The organism is Nocardioides nitrophenolicus (assembly GCF_016907515.1).
GTDB classification, from domain to species: Bacteria; Actinomycetota; Actinomycetes; order Propionibacteriales; family Nocardioidaceae; genus Nocardioides; species Nocardioides nitrophenolicus.
Genome location: NZ_JAFBBY010000001.1, coordinates 2,596,052 through 2,618,960 on the forward strand (window position 1 = coordinate 2,596,052; position 22,909 = coordinate 2,618,960).

Consider the following 22,909-nt stretch of genomic DNA (forward strand, 5'->3'; position numbering starts at 1 on the left):
TCGTACGGCGCCGGCTCGGTCGCGGCGCCCGGTTGGGGGGCGGAGTCGGGGTCAGAACAGCCCGGTGGTCGGCGGCTCCTCGCCGACGAGCAGCCAGCCGCCGGTCACGGCGGCCTTCCAGGCCCGCGGGTTGTGGTTGGCGACGGTGCGCGCATTGCGCCAATGCCGGTCCAGCGCGTGCTCCCGGTCGGTGGCGGAGCCGCCGCCCACGTCGAAGAGCAGCTCGGCCGCGCGCAGGGCGGACTCGATGGCGACGTACTGGGCCTGGGCGACGGTGATCGACGCCTCCGCGCCGCGCTCGCGCACCTCCTCGTCGTCGGCCGCCGGCACCGCGCCGAGCACCTCGGCGGCGAGCAGCACCACCGCCCGCGCGGCGTTCGCGCGGGCCGCGATCTCGCCGACGACCTCGCGCACGTAGGGGTCGTCGACCGCCGCGTCGGCGGTGGAGTGCTTGATCGGGCGGGCGATCTCACGGGAGAAGCGGACCGCGTCGTCCAGCGCCGCGGCGGCGATGCCCGCCTCGATCGCGGCGAGATAGAGCTGCGCCAGCGAGCCCTGCCACGGGTTGCGCGGCGCCGTGTCGGCCGCGACGCTCCACTCGTCGTCCGCCACCGGTACGGCGTGCAGCCGGGTCGTCCCGGAGGCGGTCAGCCGCTGGCCGACCGCGTCGAAGTCGTCGACCACCTCGACGCCGGGCCGGTCGACCGGGACCGAGAACCGGACCAGCCGGCCGTGCTCGTCGAGGGCGGTGCCGCCGAACCAGGTCGCGTACTGGCTCCCGGTCGAGTAGTACTTCTCCCCGTCGACGACCCGGACGCCGTCGGGCCCGGGCCGCAGCGTGGTCGCCACGCCACCCGCGGCCCCGCCCCGCTCGTTGGCGGTGCCGGCGAACAGGTGCCCGGACCGCAGCCGCTGCAGGGTGCGCTCGCGCTGGGGCCCGGCCGGGTCGGACACCACCGTCCACGCGGTCAGGAAGCTGGAGCGCAGCGACTGGGCCACGCTGGAGTCGGCCCGGGCGATGTCGACGACGAGGTCGACGAGGTCGCGCAGGTCGCCGCCCGCGCCGCCGTCCTCCCGGCTGACCGCGATCAGGGTGACCCGGGCGTCCGCGAGCCGCCGCACGAGCGCGTGGGGATAGTCCCGGGTCCCCTCCCGCTCCCGCGAGGTCGCGGACAGCTCGGCCAGCACCGGTGCGACGGCGGCCCGGATCGAGGCCGGCGTCAGCACCGTGTCGGTGGGCAGCGCGCTCATGCCACGTCCTCGCGGGCGACCGGGGCGAGCCGGGCGGCGACCGGCGGCAGGCCGAACGCGGCGCGCAGGGTGGCGCCGCCCCGGGGCTGGAGCCGGCCGGCCAGGTCGACGAGCGCCAGCGGGTCGTCGCCGGTCAGGTCGAAGCCGTCGAGGCCGTCGGCGCTCGCCCAGCCGTCGAGCTCGGCGAGCACGGCGCCCACGGTCCCGGGGTCGGCCAGGTCGGCGCGGTCCAGCCGGACCCGGCCGAGCAGGACGACGTCCTCCCGCGAGCGGCCGACGGCGGCGAGCGCGGCGGCGAGGGCCGCGGCGTACCCGGCGGCCCGCTCGCGGTCGACGACGACCACGTCGGCGAGCGCCGCGAATCGGTGGACGTCGATGGCGTCGGTGTCGACCACGACCTGGACCGGACGCCCCTGGACCGAGGACGGCCCGTCGAGCGGGCCCCGGACCCGGTAGTAGCGGCCGGCGTGCGCGATCGGGTGGATCAGCTCGTCGCGGGCCAGGATCTCGGCGTCCTGGTCACCCACCAGCGCCTCGGCCGGGAAGCTCTCCCAGAGCCGGGCCAGCACGTCGGCGTACTCGGCCCAGCGCTCGACCGGGTCGGCCGCCGCCGGGTCGGGCGCGACCGCCTCGCTGACCTCGTCGCCGGCGCCGGGGCGCAGCGCGACACCGGCCCGGCCGCCGACGGCGCGATCGAGGGACAGGATCCGGCGCGCGGAGTTGTACGGCGCGTGCCGCGTCGTCGGTACGTCGACGACATAGCCGAGCGTGGTCGTCATACCGCCGAGGAAGCCGGCCACGACGGAGGGGTCGAGCACGGCGCCGTCGGCGAGCTCGTCGACCAGGCGCAGCGCGGTCACCCCGGCCGCCTCGGCGGCGGCGGCGATCCGGGCGGCCTCGGCGACCGTGGGCACGCTGCTGGGGGTGGTGCCCACGGCGAGCTCCACGAGCACGGCGCGCGGGGGGATGGTGGTCATCGGATGTGGTCCTCCTGGGTCGACCGGGTCAGCCCGGTCAGCGGGCGGCTTCGAGCGGGGCGCGGTCGGCGACGCCACGCGGCGCGGGCGGGAGGCCGAGGCCGAGGTGGTGGCGCAGCGTGGAGCCGGTGTACTCGCGGCGGAACAGGCCGCGGCGCTGCAGCTCGGGCACCACGTGCTCGACGAAGTGGTGGAAGCCCGAGGGCAGCACGTCGGGCATCACGTTGAAGCCGTCGGCCGCTCCAGTGCGGAACCACAGCTCGATGTCGTCGGCGATCTGCTCGGGCGTGCCGACCACGATCCGGTGGCCACCGCCGCCGCTGAGCTTGCGCAGCAGCTGGCGCAGGGTCGGGTTCTCGCGGTCGATGATGCCGCGCACCACGCGGTAGAAGGTCTGCGACCCGCCCGCCTCGTCGGGGTCGCGGAGCAGCTCGGGCGGGATCGGCCGGTCGTCGTCGAGACCGTCGAGGGAGAAGCCGAGCTGTCCGGCCAGCCGGCCGCGGGCGTAGGCGTCGGGCAGCAGCTCGTCGAGCAGCGCGCGACGCTCCCGGGCCTCGGCCTCGGTGCTGCCGACGACGGTGGAGATCCCCGGCAGCACGACGATCTCGTCGGGGTCGCGGCCGAAGTCGACCGCCCCGGCACGCAGCTCGGCGCGGAACTCCCGCGCCTTGGCGACGTCCTGCTCGGCGGAGAAGATCACCTCACCGACCCGTGAGGCCAGCCGCTTGCCGTCGCTCGACCCGCCGGCCTGGACGACGACCGGCCGGCCCTGCGGCGAGGGGTGCTCGGCCGCGGCCCAGCTCGCGACGACCTGCTCGACGAACTCGGCGGCCCGGCGGTAGCGCAGCGCGTGGTCCGGCTCGCCCTCGCGGCCGAAGTTCGCCGCGGCCACCGGCCCGGCCGTGGTGACGACATTCCAGCCGACCCGGCCGCCGGTGACGACGTCGAGGTCGCCGAAGCGGCGCGCGAGCTCACGCGGGTCGTTGTACGACGACGACAAGGTGGCGATCAGCCCGATCCGCTCGGTCTGCGCGGCGATCCGCGCCAGCACCGTCGTGGGCTCGAGGTTGTTGTTGGGACGGTGCCGGATCTGCGGGTCGAGGACCGGGCCGTCGGCCAGGAAGACCGCGTCCAGGCAGGCCTGCTCCGCGAGCCGCGCGATGTCGGTGTAGTGCTCGATCCGGTAGCTGGCGGCCCCGTCGGTCCCGGGCAGTCGCCACGAGCCTCCGAACACGCCGGCGTTGAGGATGTTGACGTTCAGGTGCAGCTGCGGCCCGTCGGTCATGCGGCTTCCCTTCTCTCCCCTGCATCTGTCTGGACGAGCACCCTGTCCAGATACTGTAGTAGTTCGATGGAGTTTAGTTACTTGACTAAGATACCGTCCACAATGTGGTCACCGATCCCAGGAATCGAGAGAGCTAGATGACAACCCCCGAGCTCGTGGCGACACCGGCCGCCGAGGCCGTGGACGCGGCCGACGGCCACCCCTTCGTGCAGCGCGTGCGGGAGTACGCCGAGCGCGTGCTCGCACCGACGGCACTGACCACCGAGGTGGGCGGCGTCACGCCCGAGCGGATCGAGGAGCTGCGTGAGCTCGGTCTGCTCAACCACCTCGCGCCCCGCGAGTTCGGCGGCCACGAGCTGGACCGCGCGGTCGACCGGCGGCTGCACGAGATCCTCTCCGGCGGCTGCTTCAACACCTGGCTGGTCTGGGCGCAGCACGCTCCGCTCGCCGCCCGGATCGCCGCCGCCCGCGCCGAGGGCCGGTCGCTGCCCGAGCTCGCGCTGCGCATCCTGCGCGGTGAGCTGCTGCTCGGCGCCGCCGTGAGCGACGTACGCCGCTACCCGACGAGCGCGATCATCGCCCGCGAGGTCGAGGGCGGCTGGGTCTTCAGCGGCACCATCTCCTGGGTCAGCGGCTGGGGACTGAACTCCGCCATCACCGTGGCCGCCGTGCACCCCGCCGCCGGTGACCAGCCGGACCGGGTGGTCACCGCGCTGGTCGAGGTCGGCGACCGGCTGCACGCCACGCCGCTGCAGCTGAGCGCGGTCGACGGCAGCCGCACCGAGCGGGTCGTGCTCGACCAGGTGTTCGTGCCGGAGAGCCACGTGCTCGGCGTCCAGACCATCGAGCGCTGGCGCCACGAGGACCTCGGCACCGCCAGCGACGCCCGCGCGCACCACTTCGGCCTGGCCCGCCGGGTGCTCGACGAGCTCGACCGCGCCGAGCACCCCCTTGCCCGCGAGGTCGCCGCCGTGTGGCGGCCCCGGATCGAGGAGATCCGGGCCCGCGCCTACGAGCTGTCCGACGAGGCCGCGGCCGCCGGCGGCGGCGAGCACCGGATCCAGGAGCGGCTCGACACCAAGGTCGCCAGCGGCGACGCGCTGTCCGTCGTGACCCGCGCGCTGCTCGTCGCCCGCTCCGGCCGCGGCCTGGCCGGCACCGACACCGCCCAGCTGCACGCCCGCTCCGCGCTGTTCATCCTCGTCCAGGGCCAGACCCCGGACGTGCGCGCCGCCCAACTCACCAGTCTCGCCCGCTGACGCCCGACAGGAGCCCCCCATGACCGCCGAGTACCTGTGGTACATCCCCAACCAGACCGAGCCCGGCCACCGCGGCGACGACAACACCCGCCCCGACCACAACAGCCTGGACACCCTCACCGAGCAGGCCCGCGCGCTCGAGGACCACGGCTGGAAGGGCGCCCTGATCGGGACGACCTGGGGCCGCCCCGACACCTTCACCGTCGCCACCGCGCTGGCCGCGCGGACCACCACCTTCGAGCCGCTGATCGCGGTCCGGCCCGGCTACTGGCGCCCCGCGAACTTCGCCGCGGCCGCCGCCACCCTCGACCACCTCACCGGCGGCCGGGTCCGGGTCAACATCGTCTCGGGCAAGGACAGCCTGGCGGCGTACGGCGACGCGGACGCCGAGCAGGCCGACCGCTATGCGCGCACCACCGAGTTCATCCAGCTGATCCGGCGGCTGTGGACCGAGGAGCAGGTCACCTTCCACGGCGAGCACTTCTCGGTCACCGACTCGACGGTCGCGCCGCGGATCACGCCGCGCGAGGGTCGCCCCCACCCGCCCATCTACTTCGGCGGTGCCTCCGAGGCCGCCGAGCGCACCGCGGCCGCCGAGGCGGACGTCCAGCTGTTCTGGGGCGAGCCGCTCGACGGCGTCCGGGAGCGGATCGAGCGGCTGCGCGGGCTGGAGGCGTCGCTCGGTCGCCGGCACGCGCCACTGCAGTTCGGCCTGCGGGTCACCACCTTCGTCCGCGACACCACCGACCAGGCCTGGGCCGACGCCGAGGCCAAGGTCGCGCAGATGGCCGCCCAGCAGGGCGCCCTCACCCAGGACGCGCACCGCCGGGCGGCCGTCGGGCAGCAGCGGCTGCTCGACCTGGCCGGGCGGGGCGAGGTGCTCGACGACAACCTCTACACGACGCCGGGGAGGTTCGGCGGCGGCGGCGCGGGCACCACCTGGCTGGTCGGCTCGCCGCAGGACGTCGCCAAGTCGCTGCGCCGGTACGCCGACCTCGGCGTCACCCACTTCGTGCTGTCGGACACGCCGTACCTCGACGAGATCAGGCGCCAGGGCGACCAGCTGCTCCCGCTGCTGCGCGGATGAGCGCGGCGTCCGGGGATCCCGCGCGATCGCGCACCAGCACCCGGCTGGTCATCGCCTTCATCGTCACCAACACCATCGGCTACGGGGCGCTGATCCAGTCCTTCACCGTGCTCCTGGTCCCGATGTCCGCCGACCTCGGCGCGTCCCGCACCGCCGTCGCCTTCGCGGCGACCCTGTCGACGTTGGTCGGCGCGTTCACCGCCGTCCCGATCGGCCGGATGCTCGACAGGTACGGCGGCCGGCTGATCATGACCCTCGGCACCGTCGTCGGCGTGGCGGGCGTCGGGCTGTGGGCCACCGCCCACTCGCTGCCCCACCTCTACCTCGCCTTCACCCTGATCGGGTTCTCGCTGGCGGCGTCGACCTACGAGTCGGCCTTCGCCGTGCTGGTCGTCGCCACCGACGAGAGACGGCGGGACACCGCGATCGTCGTGGTCACCATGATCACCGGCTTCGCGACCAGCTTCTTCTACCCGCTGACCGGCTGGCTCGACGGCCAGATCGGCTGGCGGCCCTCCCTGCTCGTCCTCGGTGCGGCCCTGGCCGTGACCGCGATCCCGCTGCACGCGTTCGTCGTACCGAGCCGGGCGATGCACTCGGCGCTGCTGGCCGACCGCAGCGGCGTCCGGCTGGGCGAGGCGCTGCGCAACAGCAGGTTCTGGCTGCTGCTGGTGGCCTTCGTGCTGCAGGGCGGCGCCAACGCGGCCTTCCTGCTGCTGATGGTGACCTACTTCCGCGACGTCGGCTTCTCGGCCGGGACCGCCGCCAGCCTGCCGCTGGCCGTCGGCATCCTGCAGCTCACCTCGCGCCTGGCGCTGGCTCCGCTGGCGGCCAGGTTCGGGATGACGCGGGTGACCGCGGTGTCCTTCGCGGTCCAGGGGGTCGGCATGCTGGTCCTGCCGCTGGTGGGCACCTCGATCCCGCTGACCCTGATGTGCATCGCGTTCTTCGGCCTCGGCTACGGCATCAGCGTGGTCGCCCGGCCCTCGATCGTCGCCGACATCTTCGGGGTGACCACCTTCGCCAGCATCCTGTCGGTGATGACGGTGCCGATGGCGGTCTCCCGGGCCGGCGCGCCGCTGGTCGCGACCTGGCTCCAGGACTGGCGGTTCCTGGTGGTGATGGGCCTGGCCTGCGTGCTGTCGGCCGCCGCCCTGGTCCCGCTGATCGGCGCCCGGCGTGCCGCGCCCGCCGCTGCGTCGGTCGACGTGATGCCGGAGCCCGCCTGCCCCTGAGGGGCGGGCGGGCTCCGTCGCCGACGCGCTGTAACACGGTGTCCACACGACTACCCGCCGGTTGTCAGCAGAACAGCGCCGAATTCGGGCCCGATTCTGCTGACAAGCGGCGACCAGTGGGGCGGACGCCGTGTTACAGCGCCACCCCCGGCAGCTCGGTGGATCCGCTCTCAGGACGCCTTGCCGGCGGTGTCCTCGCTGGAGACCGACGCCGGCGGCGTGCCGTTGAGCACGTAGTCCCCGAGCTGGCGGTCGCGGTAGATGATCGGGTTGTGACTGGCCACCGTGCGCAGGTTGCGCCAGTGCCGGTCCAGGTGGTGCTTGCGGTCCAGGGCCGAGGAGCCGCCGACCTCGAAGATGTCCGAGGCGGTCGCGATGGCGAGGTCGAAGACCACGCTCTGTGCGCGGTACGCCGCCAGCTCGGCCTCCAGCTCGAGTGCCACCACGACCGCCTCGGCCTCCGGCGTCCGGTCGCGCTCGGCGGCGGTGCGGAAGGCGAAGCGCGCGTCCTGGGCGCGGTCGAGCGCGTCGGCGGCCTCGAGCACGATCGAGCGCAGGGCGTGCGCGACCGCGTCCGCCTTGCCGATCACCTGCTGCACCAGGGGGTCCTGGCTGGCGACCGCGGCGCTGGCGTGCGGGTAGGTGCGCTGCCGGGCGCGCACGAACTCGGCGACGTCGTCGACCGCGCGCCGGACGATGCCGGCCGCCGTGGCCAGGTGGGTGAGCTGGAGGTGGGCGAGCCGGGTGCCGCTGCCCCCGACCGGCGGGAAGATCCAGTCCTCGCCGTCCACCGGGGCGTCGGTGAAGACCGTCGTACCGCTGGCGCTCGCGCGCTGGCCGAAGCCGGCCCAGTCGTCGATCCGCTCCACGCCCGGGGCGTCCGCGCGGACGACCACGCTGAGCAGGTCGCCGTTCTCCTCGGCCGCGGAGACGGTGAGGTAGTCGGCGTAGAGCGCGCCGCTGCTGTAGTACTTCGTGCCGTTCAGCAGCAGCGCGCCGTCGCGCCGGGTCAGCGTGGTCGACGGCTTGCGGAACTCACCGGTGCGCTCGCTGACCGCCGTGCCGACGACGGCGCCACCGGCGATCCGGGTCAGCCACTCCTGGGAGCGCGCCTCGTCGCGGCTCTGCCAGTGGTCCTCGGTGGTGCGGAAGTGGATCCGCAACGCGTGCGGGAGGTTCGACTCCGCGGCGGCGAGCTCGATGGTGAGCAGGAAGTGCTGGCGCAGGCTGGCGCCGTCACCGCCGTACTCGGTCGGCACCCGCGACGCGGTGTAGCCGGCCTCCTTGAGCCAGCCCGCCTCCTCGAGCGCGAGCCGGTCGTTCTCCTCGCGCTCGATCGAGGTGGCGCGGATCTTGTCGAAGACCGGCCGGTACTTGTCGAGCAGCTCAGCGTCCGTGAGCGACATGCAGTTCCTCCGTGGCTGTGGTGGGTGGGGCGGTGCGGGACGAGCGGGGGTCGGGCAGTCCGAGGCGCTCGCGCACCGTGCGCCCGGACTCGGCGTAGCTGCGGGGGAAGGCGCCCTCCGCCTGCAGGATCGGCACCACCTGGTCCACGAAGCGCTCGAGGTCCTCGGGCAGCACCGGGAAGTGCGCGACATAGCCGTCGACGACGCCGTCGGACCACCAGTCGAGCAGCGCGTCGGCGACCTGCCGCGGCGTGCCGACGAGCAGCCGGTGGCCGCCCGGCTCGCCGTACCGGCGTACCACCTGGCGCGGGGTGAGGCCCTCGGCCGCGACCAGCTCCTGCAGGGCGCGGCTGAAGCCGATCGGCTTGTTCTGCTCGGGGTCCGGCTCCAGCCAGGCCGGGTCGAGCGGCGCGTCGTAGTCGATCCGCGCGGGCAGGCCGGGCTGGGACCAGTCGCGCTGGGCGGCCAGGAAGCGCTCGATCAGCTGGTCCTCGTCGGCGGCGCCGAAGCAGGCCTCGTGGCGGCGCCGCGCCTCGGCCTCGGTGTCGCCGAGGATGATGTTGACGCCGGGGACCACGCGTACGTCGGCCGGCTCGCGGCCCGCCGCCCGCACCCGCGACGCGAGATCGGCGCGGAAGCGCACGGCCAGCTCCTTGCTGAGCGTCGCGGCGTACACCATCTCGGCGTGCGCGGCCGCGAAGTCGAGGCCCGGTCCGGAGGCGCCGGCCTGGGAGAGCACCGGGCGGCCCTGCGGTCCGGACGGGACGTTGAGCGGGCCGGCGACGTGGAAGAACTCGCCGTCGTGGTGGATCGGGTTGCCGGTCTCCTCGCCCCACAGCAACCCGTCGTCGCGCGGCTCCTCGGGCAGCTGCCAGCTGTCCCAGAGCTGCTCGAGGACGTCGACGAACTCGGCCGCGCGCCGGTAGCGCTCGGCGCGGGGCAGCAGCGCGGCGCTGCCGAAGTTGGCGGCGACGGCCGGGTTGAAGTTGGTGACCAGGTTGAGGATCGTGCGGCCGCCGGAGATCAGCTCCAGGGTGGCGATCCGCCGGGCCAGGTTGTACGGCGAGTTGTACGACGTCGACGCGGTCAGCACGAAGCCGATGTCGGGCACCGCCGCGGCGATCGCGGAGAACGACGCGATCGGGTCGAGGACCTGGCCCGCGCCGCGCTCGCGGTGCCCGGTGTGGGCGGGCATGTCGGAGACGAAGACCGCGTCCAGGACGCCGCGCCGGGCGACCTCGGCCGCGTGGCGGTAGTGCTCCCACTCGGCGAACCGGTAGGGGCGGGTGCCCGGCCAGGTGGCGGCGTAGGGGGAGGTGCCGGCGCCGGTGATCGAGGCGGCGAGCACCAGGTGCCGGGTGGGAGGCAGAGCCATGCTCAAAGACTAGTTTCCCTGTTGAATTAAATGTGTTTGCGTCTCCGCATGTGGACTAGGTTGAGTGACTAACAGCCCTTTGAGTGAAGGAAGCCCATGACGACCACCACCTCCACCAGCACCATCGACGTCGCGACCCTGCACGCCTGGCTGGCCGACGGCGACGAGCTCGCCGTCATCGACGTCCGCGACCGGGCCACCGTCGGCTACGCCTCGCCGCTGTTCACCACGAACCTGCCGGCCGACGAGCTGCTCGACACCATCGACCGGTTCGTGCCCCGCCGGGTCGTGCGCACCGCCCTCATCGACGGCGGCGACGGCACGGCCGAGCGCCTCGCCGCCCAGCTGAGCGAGCGCGGATGGACCCGGATCGTCGCCGTCGAGGGCGGGATCCCGGCCTGGCTCGCGTCCGGCGAACGGCTGCCCACCTTCGACGTACCCGGCAACGACTTCACCCTCGCCGTCAGCCAGGAACAGGGCACCCCGGTCACCACCGTCGCCGAGCTCACCGCCCTGCGCGAAGCGGGCGAGGACGTCGTCGTCATCGACACCCGGACCCTGCCGGAGTTCGCCGACGGACACGTCCCCGGCGCGATCGGCGTACCGGGGGCGGAGCTGCTGCTGCGCTTCGCCGACGTCGTACCGGACCCGAGCACGCGGGTCGTCGTCTCCTGCGCCGGCCTGGCCCGCGCCATCCTCGGCGCCCAGACCCTGATCGACGCGGGCGTCGCGAACCCCGTGTCCTTCCTGTACGACGGCACCCGGGCCTGGACCGACGCCGGCGGCGAGCTCGAGACCGGCGCCACCGCCGTCTACGACGCCGCCAGCGCGACCGCCCTCGCGGCGACCTCCGAGCGGGTCGCGGCGATCTCCGCCGACGACAGCTTCCCGCGGATCGACCTGGCGACCGCCGAGGACTGGGCCGCGGACCCGGACCGCACGACGTACCTGCTCGACGTACGCACGCCGGAGGAGTACGCCGCCGACCATCTCCTCGGCTCGCTCTCCTCCGAGGGCGGTCAGCTGCTCGGCGTCGCCTACCGCACCATCGCCGTCCGCGGCGCCCGGGTGGTGCTGATCGACGACCTGCTCGGCGCCCGCGCCGCCGTCGTCGCGCACTGGCTCCAGCGCCGCGGCTTCGAGATCGCCCTCCTGCTCCACCCCTTCCCCCGACCCGGCTCGAAGTAGCCCCCGATAGTGCGCGACCCGGCACAAACTGGCCTCGGAATTGGCCCGACCCGGCACAAACTGGCTCCCGAAAGGGCCCGACCCGGCGCGAGGTAACTCGCGCCGGGTCGGCGGGATTTCAGGACCACTTCGAGCCGGGTCGGCGGGATTTCCGAGCCAGTTCGAGCCGGGTCGGCGGGATTTCAGAGCCAGTTCGAGCCGGGTCAGCGGGAGGTCACCAGGTCGCGGCCGGCGATCGCGGCCAACAGGTCCCGGGTGTAGGCGTGCTGCGGGCGGTCGAAGACGTCGCCGATCGCGCCGGCCTCGACGATGCGGCCCTCCTGCATCACCGCGACGTGGTCGGAGATGGCCCGGACCACCGCGAGGTCGTGGGAGATGAAGACATAGGTCAGGTCCCGCTCGGCCTGGAGCTGGCCGAGCAGCTCCAGGATCTGCGCCGCCACCGATACGTCGAGCGCCGAGATCGGCTCGTCGAGTACGACGACCTGCGGCTCGCAGACCAGCGCCCGGGCGATCGCGACCCGCTGCCGCTGGCCGCCGGAGAGCTCCCGGGGGTGCCGGTTGACGAAGTCGGCCGGCAGCGCGGCCGCTTCGAGGGCGGCGACGACCTGGTCCTCGTGGGGCCGCTTGCCGCCCCTCCCCCAGCGCGGTCCGCCGGAGCCGATGGCGGCGCGCAGCGGCTCGTCGACGACGTCGTAGACGCCGAAGCGGGGATCGAAGGAGGAGTACGGGTTCTGGTAGACGATCTGGATGTCCTTGCGCAGCGGCCGGAACTGGCGCGGGCCGAGCCCGGTGACGTCGGTGCCGAGGATCTCGACCCGGCCGGACGTCGCGGGGGTGAGCCCGGTCAGCACCCGGGCGGTGGTCGACTTGCCCGAGCCGGACTCCCCGACGATCGAGAAGGTCTCCCCGCGGCGCACCTCGAACGACGAGTCGTCGACCGCGACGAAAGCGTCGTACTCCTTGCGCAGGCCCTCGACCCGGACCACCACCTCGCGCCCGGACGTCGGCGCGACCCGCTCCCGGCCGCGCTCCAGCCGGGAGGTGACGGCGCCGAGCAGCCGGCGGGTGTACTCGTGCCGCGGGTCCGCGATCATCTCGGCGGTCGGCCGCACCTCGACCAGCCGGCCGTCCTGCATCACGCCGATCCGGTCGGAGCGGTCGGCGGCGACGCCCAGGTCGTGGGTCACCAGTACGACGGCCGTCCCGAGCCGGGCGCGCAGGTCGTCGATCAGGTCGAGGACCTGCTTCTGCACGGTCGCGTCCAGGCCGGAGGTCGGCTCGTCGGCGATGATCAGGTCGGGCTCGGCGGCGACCGCTGCGGCGATCAGCACCCGTTGGCGCATGCCGCCGGACAGCTCGTGGGGGTACTGCCGGTAGCGCCGCTCGACGTCGGTGAACCCGACCAGCTCGAACAGCTCGTGCACCCGCGCCAGCCGGGCGGCGGCGTCGAGCGTGGTGTGCAGGCGCAGTACGTCGTCGACCTGGTGGCCCACCCGGCGGACCGGGTCGAGGGAGACGGTCGGGTCCTGCGGGATCAGCGCGATGGCGCGGCCCCGTACGTCGCGCCAGCCGGCCGGCGACAGGTCGGTGAGCACCTGGTCGCGGAAGTGGATCCGGCCGCCAGTCACCCGGCCGTTGGCGGGCAGCAGGCCGAGGATGGCCTGCCCGGTGGTGGTCTTGCCGGAGCCCGACTCCCCCACCAGGGCGAGGACCTCGCCCTCCGCCAGCTCCAGGTCGACCCCGTGGACGACGGTCTTCGCGCGGCCGGCGATCTCGTAGGCGACCTCGAGTCCCTCCACGCGCAGCAGGGCGGTCATGACTGGTCTCCCTTGGTCAGGTGGTGCGAGATGTGGTTGGTCGCGAGCACCACTGCCACGATCACCAGGCCGGGGTAGAGCGTCAGCCAGCCCCGGGTGGCGATGTAGCGCCGTCCCTCCGACACGAGCAGGCCCCACTCCGGCTCGGGCGGCTGGGTGCCGAGACCCAGGAAGTTGAGGGACGCGATCCAGATGATCGCGATCCCGAACTGCACGGTCACCAGCGCGATCGTCGGCGCCAGCGAGTTCGGGATGACGTGGCGCCGCAGGATGTCGAAGGTCGTCGTCCCACTGGTGGTGGCGGCCTCGACGTAGCTGCTGGTGCGCGCCTTGAGCACCTCGGCCCGGATCAGCCGGGTGAAGGTCGCGGTCAGGGTCAGCCCGACCGCGATCGCCGCCTGGACGATGCCGAAGCCGAGCAGCACCACGATGCAGATCGCGAACAGGAAGCCCGGGATCGCCAGGAACACGTCGATCGCCCGGCCCACCAGGTTGTCGACGAAGCCGCCGAACCAGCCGGCGATCGCGCCGACCAGGGAGCCGACGACCGCGCCGACGCCGACCGCGATCAGCGATCCGGTCAGGGACGCCCGGGAGCCGTGGACCACCCGGGCGTACACGTCGCGACCGAGGTGGTCGGTGCCGAACCAGTGCGCCCCCGAGGGCGGCTGGAGCTTGTTGCGCGGGTCGACCGCCACCGGGTCGTAGTGGGTGAACAGGCCGGGGAACAGCGCCCACGCGATGACGGTGAGCACGATGGCGCCGGCCAGCAGCAGGCTCCAGTGCCGCGCCGCCCACCGTACGACGTACGACGCGGTGACCCGGCCCGCCGCGCTCTCGTCCGCGGGTGTGCCCGTCTGGTCGAGGGTGATCGTCATGGCATCGCCACCTCGGCCGGGAGCCGGCGGCGCACCGGCTCGGGAGCGGGTACGTCGGCGCGCACGGCCTTGGCCTTGCGCTTGGCCGTCTTGGTGTCGATCAGGATCCGCGGGTCGATGAACGGGTAGGCCAGGTCGACGGCCAGGTTGATCGCCACGTAGATCAGCGTCGAGAGCAGCACCACGCCCTGCACCACCGGCAGGTCCTGGGTGTTGACCGCGTTGACGGTGATCATCCCGATCCCGTTGCGGGCGTAGACCGACTCGGTCACGACCGACCCGGCGATCAGCTCGCCGAAGGCCAGGCCGAGCAGGGTGAGCACGGGCAGCGAGGAGTTGCGCAGCACGTCCTTGCGGAAGATGAAGCCCTCGCCCGCGCCCTTGGCGTGCAGCACGTGCACGAAGGGCTGGTTGCGGGTCTTGCGGATCGATGTCGCCAGCACCTGCGCGATCGGTGCGGCCACGAGGATCCCGAGCGTCGCCGCGGGCGCGATGAGCGCCCGCAGCGAGCCGTCGTCGACGGAGGGGATCAGGTGGAACCGGAAGGACAGGTACTGCAGCGCCATGATGCCGACCACGAACGTCGGCACCGAGGCGAACAGGGCCGGGATCGAGCCGGCCAGGTTGCGCAGCCAGGCCCAGGGCGCGTAGTTGATGGTGACCGCGACCAGGCTCGCGAAGGCCACGCCGAAGACCAGGCCGAGCGTGGTGAGCTTGACCGTGGCCGGGAGGGCCTGGCCGATCAGCGACTCCACCGCGGTCGCATTGGTCAGCGAGTACCCGAAGTCGCCGTGGAGCACGCTCCACAGGCTGTGCAGGTACTGCTCCCACAGCGGACGGTCCAGGCCGTAGTACTCGAGGAGCAGCTTGGCGCCCTCCGGGGAGATGTTGGCCTCGGGGTCGCTGATCCGGTTGCTGACCGAGTCACCGGGCAGCGCACTCAGCAGGATGAAGGCGAGGGTCCAGGCGGCCCAGAGGACCAGCACCGCCTGACCCACGCGCTTCGCAACATAGCGGCGCATCGTCTCAGCGCTCTCTCGTCGTCACGGCCGTCACTCCGACAGCCAGGTGTCGTACCACCACGAGCGCGCGGTGGACTCGGTCTTGAAGCCCTGGACGCTCGGCGCGAGGCCGAAGACCTGGGTCTCGTCGTACAGCGGGTCGGAGTAGCCCTCGCTGAAGATGCGGTCCTCGATCTGCTGGATGATCGCCGCGCGCTTGGTCGGGTCGAACTCCTGCGACTGCGCCTCGAGCAGGCCCTCGAGCACCGTGTCCGGCGTCGGGTTGTGGGTCGCGTTGGACCGCTTGGATCCGTACGACGCGTAGAGGACGCCGGGCTCGGCGGTGGACTGCTGGCCCTGCTCGAAGGTCCACTTGTCACCGCGCGCGAGGCGCAGCGACTCGTACTCGGTCTGCGAGACGGCGTTGATGTTCAGCTCGATGCCGGCCTTCTTCCACTGCGACTGCAGCAGCTCGAGGACCGACTGCGAGACCTGGTAGTAGGGCGCGACCCACGACTCGAAGTGCAGCCGCTGGCCGTCCTTCTCGCGGATCCCGTCCTTGCCCTCGACCCAGCCGGCCTCCTCGAGGAGCTGCTTGGCCTTGTCGAGGTCGTAGCCGAGGTACTTGCTGGAGTCGCCGCGCAGCGGCGTGCCCTGGGTGAGCGCGCTGGTCGGGATCGGGTACGACGGCGAGAGCACCGTCTCGTTGATCTCCTCGCGGTCGGTGGCCGCGATCAGCGCCAGGCGGACGTTCTTGTCCTGGGTCGGCGCCTTGGCGTCGAGCTGGATGGTGAGGTCGTTGGTCTCGCCCTGGACGGGGAAGGCCTCGACGACGCCGCCCTGCGCGGTGACCGTCTCCTCGTCGTACGGCGCGATGTTGCGCGCGACCTGCGCCTCGCCGCTGGCGAGCGCGCCGACCCGGGTGCCGGCCTCGGGGACCACCTTGAAGACGATCTTCTCGAGATAGGCCTTGCCCTCGTGGTCGGAGCCCTCCGGCGCCCAGTCGTAGTCGTCGCGGCGGACCAGGGTGACGCCGGTGGTGCCGTCGACGGAGTCGACGGTGAACGGGCCGGTGCCGACCCAGTTCTCGAGCTTGCCCTGGCCCTGGAAGTCGAGGGCGAGGTAGGGCTTGCCGAGGATCGAGGCCGCGCGGTAGTTGGAGAACACCTGCAGCTGCGCGGCGTTGGGCTCGGAGAACTTGACGACCACCGTGTGCGGGTCGGGTACGTCGGTGCCGACGTAGTTGGCCCACCAGGGGTCGACCGGGATGCCCTTGGCGGCGTCGCCCTTGCCGTGCTGGTCGAAGTTGAGCGCGACGGTCTCGCCGTCGAGCGGGTCGCCGTTGGAGAAGGTGACGTCGGAGCGCAGGTGGAAGGTGTAGCTCAGGTGGTCGTCGCTGACCTCCCAGGACTCCGCGAGCCAGGGCTTGAACTCACCGGTCTCGGGGTCCTGCCAGATCAGCCGCTCGGCGAGGGTCGGCGTGACCTGGGTGTTGGACCACAGCGAGTTGGTGGGATTCCAGGCGGCGTACTGCACCGGGTCGTAGACGGTCAGCGTCCCGCCGTAGACGGGTTCGCCGGCATCGCCGCCGTTGCCGGAGGTCGAGCCGCCACCGCACGCGGCCAGCAACAGCGAGGCGGTGGTGGCGAGGGCTGCTGACGTCAGCAGGAGACGGGAACGCAGTGGGCGCATGGGAAGGGGATGTCCTGTCTTTTCGGGGGTGGTCGGTCGGTCCGAGCACAACCTCATGTAAGTCCAGTGATCTTATCGAGATACAAAGGATAAGGTCGGGTCGAATCTCGGATCGCGGTCAACGGATCCGCATGGCGGACAGGCAGGCAGCGCCTGCAGGGACGGAAGGAATAACGCGGTGGCGGAGCTGGACTGGCGGCGTCTGGTCACGGCGTTCGCGCTGACCAGCGCGGTCACCTACGGCGCGATGATCAACGCCTTCCCGGTGCTGATCATCCCGATGGCCGCCGACCTCGGCGTCTCGCGCACCGCCGTCACCGGCGCCGCGACCATCTCGGTCCTGGTGGGCGCGGTGGTCGCGCTCCCGATCGGCCGCCTCCTCGACGCCTGGGGCGGGCGGCTGGTGATGACCACCGGCTCGGTCGTCGGCGCGCTCAGCGTCGTCGCCTGGTCCCAGGCCGACTCACTGTGGACGCTGTACGCCGCGTTCGCCGGCATCGGCATCGCCCTGGCGACCTCCACCTACGAGGCCGCGTTCTCGGTGCTGGTCATCGCCACGGAGGCTCGGCACCGCGACCGGGCCATCCTCGCGGTGACCATGCTCGCCGGGGCGGTCACCTTCCTCTACTACCCGCTCGCCGGCTGGCTCGAGCCGCAGCTCGGCTGGCGCGGCACGGTGCTGCTCTTCGGCCTGGTCGTGGGCGCCTCCGCCGTGCCGGTGCACCTGGTCGCCGTGCCCGGACGGCGCACGCACCTGGCCGTGGCCCGCGAGCGCACCGGCTCCGGCGTCGGCACCGCCCTGCGCTCGCGCGGGTTCTGGCTGCTGTGCGCGGCGTTCGTGGTCCAGGCCGGCGCCACCGCCGCCTTCCAGCTCCAGCTGGTCTCCTGGCTGCGCGACGTCGGGCACTCGACGGCCTTCGCGTCGACGGTGCCGCTCGCGATCGGCGTGCTCATGCTCGTCGTACGGCTGGGCCTGCCGGCACTGGTCCGGCTGCTCGGCATGACCGCGCTGTCCGTCGCCGCGTTCGCGCTGCAGGGCGTCGGCATGCTCGCGATGCCGCTGGTGGCCCACTCCCCGGCCCTGCTCCTGGTCTGCGTCGGCACCGTCGGCGCCGGCATCGGCGTGGCCACCATCGCCCGGCCCTCGCTCGTCGCCGACCGGTTCGGCGCGCTGCGCTTCGCCAGCATCCTCGGGGTGCTCACGGCGCTGGTCGCGCTCTCCCGAGCCGCCTCACCGCCGGTCGCGGTCGCCGTCGGCGACGCCCGCTTCCTGATCGGCTGCGGCCTCGCCTCCCTGCTCTCCGCCGCCCTGCTGCTCCCGCTCCTCCCGTCCCGGCACCCGGCCGGACGGCCCATCGGAAGGACTCCCATGACCTCGACCACCGCCGAGCTCGCCACGGCGCGGTACGGCGCCCCCGGCCTCGACCTGGCCGCCAACGAGATCCTCGCCCTCCAGCTCGCCCACCGCTCGGTCCGCCAGTTCCTGCCGGAGCCGGTCACCGACGAGCAGCTGGTGACGATCGTGGCGGCCGCCCAGTCCGCACCCACCTCGTCGAATCTCCAGGCCTGGAGCGTGATCGCCGTCGCCGACCCCGACCGCAAGGACCGGCTCGCCGCGCTCGCGGGCGACCAGGACTTCATCCGGCGGGCGCCGGTGCTGCTGGTCTGGCTGGCCGACCTCGGGCGGCACCGCCGCCTCGGTGAGCGGCACGACGTCGACCTGGAGGCGACCGGCTATCTCGAGGTCACCCTGCTCGCGGTGATCGACGCCGCCCTCGCCGCCCAGAACGCCGTGGTCGCCGCCGAGTCGCTGGGCCTGGGCTCGGTGTTCGTCGGCGCGATCCGCAACCACCCGCTCGAGGTCGCCGCGGAGCTCGGCCTGCCGCCGCACACCGTGCCGGTCTTCGGGATGGCGCTCGGCGTACCCGATCCCGCGGAGCAGGCGGGCGTCAAGCCCCGGCTGCCGCAGGCGGCCGTGCTCCACCGCGAGACCTACCAGGTCGGTACGGCGGACGCCGCCGTCGTCGACTACGACCAGAGTCTCGCCGCCTACAACGCGCGCCACGGCCTCGCCGGGGCGTGGTCCGACCGGATCCTGGACCGCCTGCGCGGCCCGGACAGCCTGGTCGGGCGGCACCGGCTGCGCGAGTTCCTGCACACCCTGGGCCTGCCGTCGCGCTGAGCGCCCGCGACACGCCCACGGCCCGCCCGCGGGACGCCGAACGGGCGCCGGCCTGCCGGCCGACGCCCGTTCGTGGGTGGATCAGTGCTGGCTCAGCGGCCGGAGGCCTGCGCCTCCAGCAGCACCCGGCGCAGGTCCGCCGGCATCCGGTCGTTCACCGTCTGCGGCCCGTTGCCCCGGGCGGCCAGGAACTCCGGCGCGACCGGCGGGCACTTCAGGTCGCTGCCCTTGTGCTTCTTGCGCTTGGGCAGCACGCCGGTGTCGAGGTAGCTGGCGACCAGGTCGTCGGTGCAGGCGACGCCGGACAGCGAGCCGGAGTGCGTCGTCCCGCCCTTGCCCTCGATCAGGAACGAGGTCTTGAACTTCTGGCGGGTGGCGAGCGCACCGGAGAAGACGGTCGCGGCGTCGTGGGTCTCACCGATCATCAGGATCGGCGACTTGACCTTCTTGCCGCTGACCTCGAACGCCTTGCGCGACGGGGCCGGCCAGTTCAGGCAGGGCGCGTTGTACCAGGTGTTGCCCCAGGTGAGGAAGGGGTGCTTCTCGTGCACCCGCCAGGCGTCGGCCTCGGTCTTCTTCCAGTTCGGCCACACCGCGTCGGTGCACTGGACGGCGTTGTAGACCGCGAACCCGTTGTCGTCGCCGGGGCCGGCGTACATGTCGATCAGGTCCTTGCCGTCACCGGTCTTGACGAACTTCGCGTACGCCTGGCCGATCGCGTCCCAGTCGTAGACGTAGTAGCCGGCGCTGAGCAGCACGTCACCGAGCTCGTCGGGTCCGAGCTTGCCGTCGGCCGCGGGCTGCTTGTCGAGCTTCTTGAGCAGCTTGTAGTAGCCCTTGCGGATCTTCTTGCCGTTGGTGCCGAGGCCGTAGCGGGCGTCGTTGAGGGCCAGCCACTTGAAGTAGCGGTTGATGTTCTTGTCGAACTGGATGTTCTGGTCGACGTTCGACTGGTAGAACGCGCGGTCCGCGTTGAGCACGCCGTCCCACACGAAGCGGCCGACCTTCTTCGGGAACATGGTCGCGTAGACCTGGCCGAGGTAGGTGCCGTAGGAGAAGCCGTAGTAGTTCAGCACCGGCGCGCCGACCGCCTTGCGCAGGCTGTCGAGGTCCTGCGCGACGTCGGTGGTGTGGATGTGCTTGAGCAGCCGCTTGGCGTCGGCCTTCGAGCACGCCTTGGCGTACTTCTTGGTGACCCGCTGCCACCACCTGAGGTCCTTCTTCTTGGTGGGCACGTAGTTCGGCCGGTCGTAGCCCTGCCCCTTGTAGTCGGGGTTGCAGCTCAGCGAGGGCGTGCTGCTGCCGACGCCGCGCGGGTCGAAGCCGTACCAGTCGTACTTGGCGCCGACGCCGTTGGGGATCGCGGCGCCGAGCCGGGCCATGCCGAGGCCGGAGCCACCGGGCCCACCCGGGTTGCCGACGATGATGCCCTTGTAGTCGGCGTTGGTGTGCAGCACGCGGCTGACGGCGATCTGGATCTTCTTGCCCTTGGGCTTGGCGTAGTCGAGGGGTACCTCGAGCATGCCGCACTGGGCGCCAGCGTCGATCAGACGCTTGTTGGTGCACGCGCCCCACACGGGCGCGGGCGGGGTGTACGACGGCGCCTTCGCGGCGACCTGGGGAGCCTGCGGCGCAGCGTTGCTGCTCCCCCCGGGCACCAGCAGGGCTGTTGCCGTCGCAACCGACGCAACGATCGTCAGTGCTCTCTTCACGTCACAACCTTCCGAGAAATATTGGGTGACCGGGAAATCTTCCGGCGCAGGTCCGACCTTGCCGCGTCACTCCCGTCACGTCCACCCCGACGCGCGGACTCAAGGGGGGTATCCCGCGCCGCGGGTTCTATACCTTCACGGCGAGGGTGAGGGCGAAGTCGCCAGCATCGTCGGTCCACACCCGCGCCACGTCGAGGCCCGCGGCCTCCAGCTCGGCGGCGATCCGGCTGACCCGGAACTTGGTCGAGATCTCGATCCGGATCTCCTCCCCCATCGCCAGGTCCAGCACCAGCTCGGCGCCCGGGATGCTCACCCGCTGCGGCACCTCCGCGCGCAGCCGCAGGTCCATCCGCTCCATGTGGGGATCCCAGAACGGGACATAGGAGAACGCGTCAGGGTCGAAGTCCGCACCCAGCTCGCGGTTGACCACGACCAGGCTGTTGCGGATGAACTCCTCGGTGACACCACGCTCGTCGTCGTACGCCGCGATCAGCCGGTCGGCGCTCTTGACCAGGTCGGTGCCGAGCAGCAGCGAGTCGCCCGGCTCGAGCACGTCGGCCAGCGCCCCGAGGAAGGCGGCCCGCTCCTCGCGGTAGAGGTTGCCGATGGTGCCGCCGAGGAAGGCCACCATCCGCCGGCCCCCGGCCGGCAGCTGGGCGAGGTGGAGGGTGAAGTCGCCGACCACCGCGGTCACGTCGAGGTCGGGATAGCGCGCCGCGATCTGCTCGGCCGCCTCGCGCAGGGTCGCCTCGGAGACGTCGACCGGCGCGAACCTCTCCAGCTGGCCCCGCTCGGTGAAGGCGTCGAGCAGCAGCCGGGTCTTCTCACTGGTACCACTGCCGAGCTCGATCAGCGAGGTCGCCCCGCTCGCGGTCACGATGTCGCCGGCGTGGGCGGTGAGGATGGCGTGCTCGGCGGCGAAGGGGTAGTACTCCGGCAGCCGGGTGATCTCGTCGAACAGCGCCGAGCCCCGGTCGTCGTAGAGCCAGCGCGGCGGCAGGGTCCGCGGGATGGTGCTCAGGCCTCGGCGTACGTCGGCCGCGAGGCTGCCGCTCGCCCAGTCGGGCTCCAGCAGCACCCGCACCTCCTGGCTCATCCGCGCACACCCCCGTCGGCCAGCCGCACCCCGCTCAGCGCCCACCGCGCCCCCGGCGGGAAGAAGTTGCGGTAGCTGGCTCGCGCGTGTCCCGGCGGCGTCAGCGCGCAGCCGCCGCGCAGCACCATCTGCCCGGACATGAACTTGCCGTTGTACTCCCCGATCGCGCCCTCGGCCGGGTGGAAGCCGGGATAGGGCAGGTACGCCGACGAGGTCCACTCCCAGCAGTCGCCGTACGCCTGCCGCAGCCGGCCCGTGCTCCTGCCCGCTGCCCGCGGGTGCCAGGTCTCGGTGTCGGCCAGGTTGGCCTCTCCGTCGTCGCCGTGCCCACGCACGGCGTGCTCCCACTCCGCCTCGGTCGGCAGCCGCTTGCCCGCCCAGGTCGCGTAGGCGTCGGCCTCGTAGTGGCTGACATGGCTCGCCGGCAGCCCCGGGTCGACCGGGAAGCTGCCGTGGAGGGTGTGCTCGAACCACACCCCGTCGACCTCGGTCCAGTAGAACGGCGCCCGCCAGCCCTGCGCCTTCACCTGCGCCCACCCGTCGGAGAGCCACAGCTCCGGACGCCGATACCCCCCGTCGGCCATGAACTCCAGCCACTCCCCGTTGGTCACCAGCCGGTCGGCGAGCCGGTACGGCTCGAGGTGGACCAGGTGTCGTGGCAGCTCGTTGTCGAACGAGAAGCCGCTGCTGTCGTGGCCGATCTCCACCAACCCGCCCTCGACCTCGACCCAGTTGAGCTGGTCCGGGGTCGTCGGGCCGGCCGGGGTGCCGGCGTACGTCGGGCGCAGGGGGTTGAGCGAGAGGACGTGCTTGATGTCCATCAACAGCAGCTCCTGGTGCTGCTGCTCATGATGGAAGCCCAGCTCGATCGTCCCCGCCAGCTTGTCGATCGTCCCCTGGTCGGTCTGGTCGATCAGGTTGCGGAAGCGCTCGTCGACATTGCTGCGGTAGAGCCCCACGTCATGGGCTCCCGGCCTGCTGATCACCCCGCGCTCGGCCCGGTTGTACCTCGGCCCGACCGCCTCGTAGTAGCTGTTGAACAGGAACCAGTACTGGTCCTGGTAGGGCGCGAAGTTGCGCTCGTTGTCCGCCAGCACGAACGTCTCGAAGAACCAGGTCACGTGGGCCCGGTGCCACTTCGTCGGCGACACGTCCGGCATCGACTGGACCGTCTGGTCCTCCGGGCTCAACGGCGCGGCGAGGCGCTCGGTGTGAGCTCTGACCTCGTCGTACCTGGTCAAGAGGGAGTCCGCTGTCCACTGGGTTGCGGTCATGGTTCGACAGTAGGTCGGGGCACCGACACTCGCCAGGGGTATGAAACGGGCGTCAGCAGATGTTCACCGGAGTCGGCCGCGCGCCGTCAGGATACTCCCGTGCGTCAGGATACTCCCGTGCACAGGAGCGCCGGGTCGCCGAATACCGGGGATGCGTCGAGCTCGTCGGGCGAAGTCTCCCTCGCCTGGAC

General features: G+C 72.4%; 17 protein-coding genes. 5 read left to right on the forward strand and 12 right to left on the reverse strand.

The genetic code is table 11. From position 1 onward, the window contains the following. Window positions 1-51: 51 nt before the first annotated feature. From JOD66_RS12660 to JOD66_RS12670, 3 genes are read right to left on the reverse strand one after another with little or no spacing between them, the layout of a single operon-like run. Complete coding sequence (locus JOD66_RS12660) at window positions 52-1,251, reverse strand: acyl-CoA dehydrogenase family protein (RefSeq protein WP_204837226.1); 1,200 nt, start codon at window positions 1,249-1,251, stop codon at window positions 52-54. Next, window positions 1,248-2,228: an LLM class flavin-dependent oxidoreductase gene (locus JOD66_RS12665; protein ID WP_204837227.1), complete on the reverse strand. Its 981-nt coding sequence runs from the start codon at window positions 2,226-2,228 to the stop codon at window positions 1,248-1,250. Before JOD66_RS12665 ends, JOD66_RS12660 begins: the two co-directional genes overlap by 4 nt. 37 nt (window positions 2,229-2,265) lie before the next feature. After that, the gene (locus tag JOD66_RS12670) at window positions 2,266-3,513 is read right to left on the reverse strand and encodes an LLM class flavin-dependent oxidoreductase (RefSeq protein ID WP_204837228.1); all 1,248 of its coding nucleotides are present in this window, start codon (window positions 3,511-3,513) and stop codon (window positions 2,266-2,268) included. 137 nt (window positions 3,514-3,650) lie between these two features. Between JOD66_RS12670 and JOD66_RS12675 the strand changes: the two genes are divergently transcribed. The 3 genes from JOD66_RS12675 to JOD66_RS12685 are packed head-to-tail and all read left to right on the forward strand — an operon-like array spanning window position 3,651 to window position 7,094. Further along, on the forward strand, window positions 3,651-4,772 hold the full coding sequence (locus JOD66_RS12675) for an acyl-CoA dehydrogenase family protein (protein WP_204837229.1): 1,122 nt from the start codon (window positions 3,651-3,653) through the stop codon (window positions 4,770-4,772). Between the two features lie 19 nt (window positions 4,773-4,791). After that, window positions 4,792-5,859: an LLM class flavin-dependent oxidoreductase gene (locus tag JOD66_RS12680; RefSeq protein WP_204837230.1), complete on the forward strand. Its 1,068-nt coding sequence runs from the start codon at window positions 4,792-4,794 to the stop codon at window positions 5,857-5,859. Then, window positions 5,856-7,094, forward strand: a complete 1,239-nt coding sequence (locus JOD66_RS12685) for an MFS transporter (protein ID WP_204837231.1) — start codon at window positions 5,856-5,858, stop codon at window positions 7,092-7,094. Before JOD66_RS12680 ends, JOD66_RS12685 begins: the two co-directional genes overlap by 4 nt. A gap of 170 nt (window positions 7,095-7,264) precedes the next feature. Here JOD66_RS12685 and JOD66_RS12690 read toward each other — a convergent pair whose 3' ends face one another. Together JOD66_RS12690 and JOD66_RS12695 are read right to left on the reverse strand one after the other, a co-directional pair. Beyond that, window positions 7,265-8,500 (reverse strand): acyl-CoA dehydrogenase family protein, encoded by a 1,236-nt coding sequence (locus JOD66_RS12690; RefSeq protein ID WP_204837232.1) that lies wholly within the window; start codon window positions 8,498-8,500, stop codon window positions 7,265-7,267. Next, entirely contained in the window at window positions 8,481-9,875 is a 1,395-nt protein-coding gene (locus JOD66_RS12695; RefSeq protein ID WP_204837233.1) for an NtaA/DmoA family FMN-dependent monooxygenase, read from the reverse strand. The genes JOD66_RS12690 and JOD66_RS12695 overlap by 20 nt, the downstream gene beginning before the upstream one ends. A gap of 96 nt (window positions 9,876-9,971) precedes the next feature. On the opposite strand from JOD66_RS12695, the gene JOD66_RS12700 reads away from it, so the two are divergent. After that, entirely contained in the window at window positions 9,972-11,063 is a 1,092-nt protein-coding gene (locus JOD66_RS12700; RefSeq protein ID WP_204837234.1) for a rhodanese-like domain-containing protein, read from the forward strand. A 203-nt stretch (window positions 11,064-11,266) separates the two neighbouring features. On the opposite strand, the gene JOD66_RS12705 is transcribed toward JOD66_RS12700, so the two are convergent. The 4 genes from JOD66_RS12705 to JOD66_RS12720 are packed head-to-tail and all read right to left on the reverse strand — an operon-like array spanning window position 11,267 to window position 16,454. After that, on the reverse strand, window positions 11,267-12,883 hold the full coding sequence (locus JOD66_RS12705; protein ID WP_204837235.1) for a dipeptide ABC transporter ATP-binding protein: 1,617 nt from the start codon (window positions 12,881-12,883) through the stop codon (window positions 11,267-11,269). Then, window positions 12,880-13,761, reverse strand: coding sequence for an ABC transporter permease (locus tag JOD66_RS12710; protein ID WP_204837236.1), 882 nt, complete (start codon window positions 13,759-13,761; stop codon window positions 12,880-12,882). The genes JOD66_RS12705 and JOD66_RS12710 overlap by 4 nt, the downstream gene beginning before the upstream one ends. After that, the gene (locus JOD66_RS12715) at window positions 13,758-14,783 is read right to left on the reverse strand and encodes an ABC transporter permease (protein ID WP_239545219.1); all 1,026 of its coding nucleotides are present in this window, start codon (window positions 14,781-14,783) and stop codon (window positions 13,758-13,760) included. Before JOD66_RS12715 ends, JOD66_RS12710 begins: the two co-directional genes overlap by 4 nt. Window positions 14,784-14,813: 30 nt before the next feature. Then, window positions 14,814-16,454, reverse strand: a complete 1,641-nt coding sequence (locus JOD66_RS12720; protein ID WP_204837238.1) for an ABC transporter substrate-binding protein — start codon at window positions 16,452-16,454, stop codon at window positions 14,814-14,816. Window positions 16,455-16,632: 178 nt separating this feature from the next. Between JOD66_RS12720 and JOD66_RS12725 the strand changes: the two genes are divergently transcribed. Beyond that, a complete protein-coding gene (locus tag JOD66_RS12725; protein ID WP_204837239.1) occupies window positions 16,633-18,636 on the forward strand; it encodes an MFS transporter in 2,004 nt (667 codons plus the stop codon). Between the two features lie 92 nt (window positions 18,637-18,728). Here JOD66_RS12725 and JOD66_RS12730 read toward each other — a convergent pair whose 3' ends face one another. From JOD66_RS12730 to egtB, 3 genes are all read right to left on the reverse strand, one after another. Further along, the gene (locus tag JOD66_RS12730; protein WP_204837240.1) at window positions 18,729-20,348 is read right to left on the reverse strand and encodes an alpha/beta hydrolase; all 1,620 of its coding nucleotides are present in this window, start codon (window positions 20,346-20,348) and stop codon (window positions 18,729-18,731) included. A 127-nt stretch (window positions 20,349-20,475) separates the two neighbouring features. Further along, window positions 20,476-21,444 (reverse strand): L-histidine N(alpha)-methyltransferase, encoded by a 969-nt coding sequence (egtD, locus tag JOD66_RS12735; protein ID WP_204837241.1) that lies wholly within the window; start codon window positions 21,442-21,444, stop codon window positions 20,476-20,478. Continuing rightward, complete coding sequence (gene egtB, locus JOD66_RS12740; protein WP_204837242.1) at window positions 21,441-22,718, reverse strand: ergothioneine biosynthesis protein EgtB; 1,278 nt, start codon at window positions 22,716-22,718, stop codon at window positions 21,441-21,443. The genes egtD and egtB overlap by 4 nt, the downstream gene beginning before the upstream one ends. Window positions 22,719-22,909: the final 191 nt, after the last annotated feature.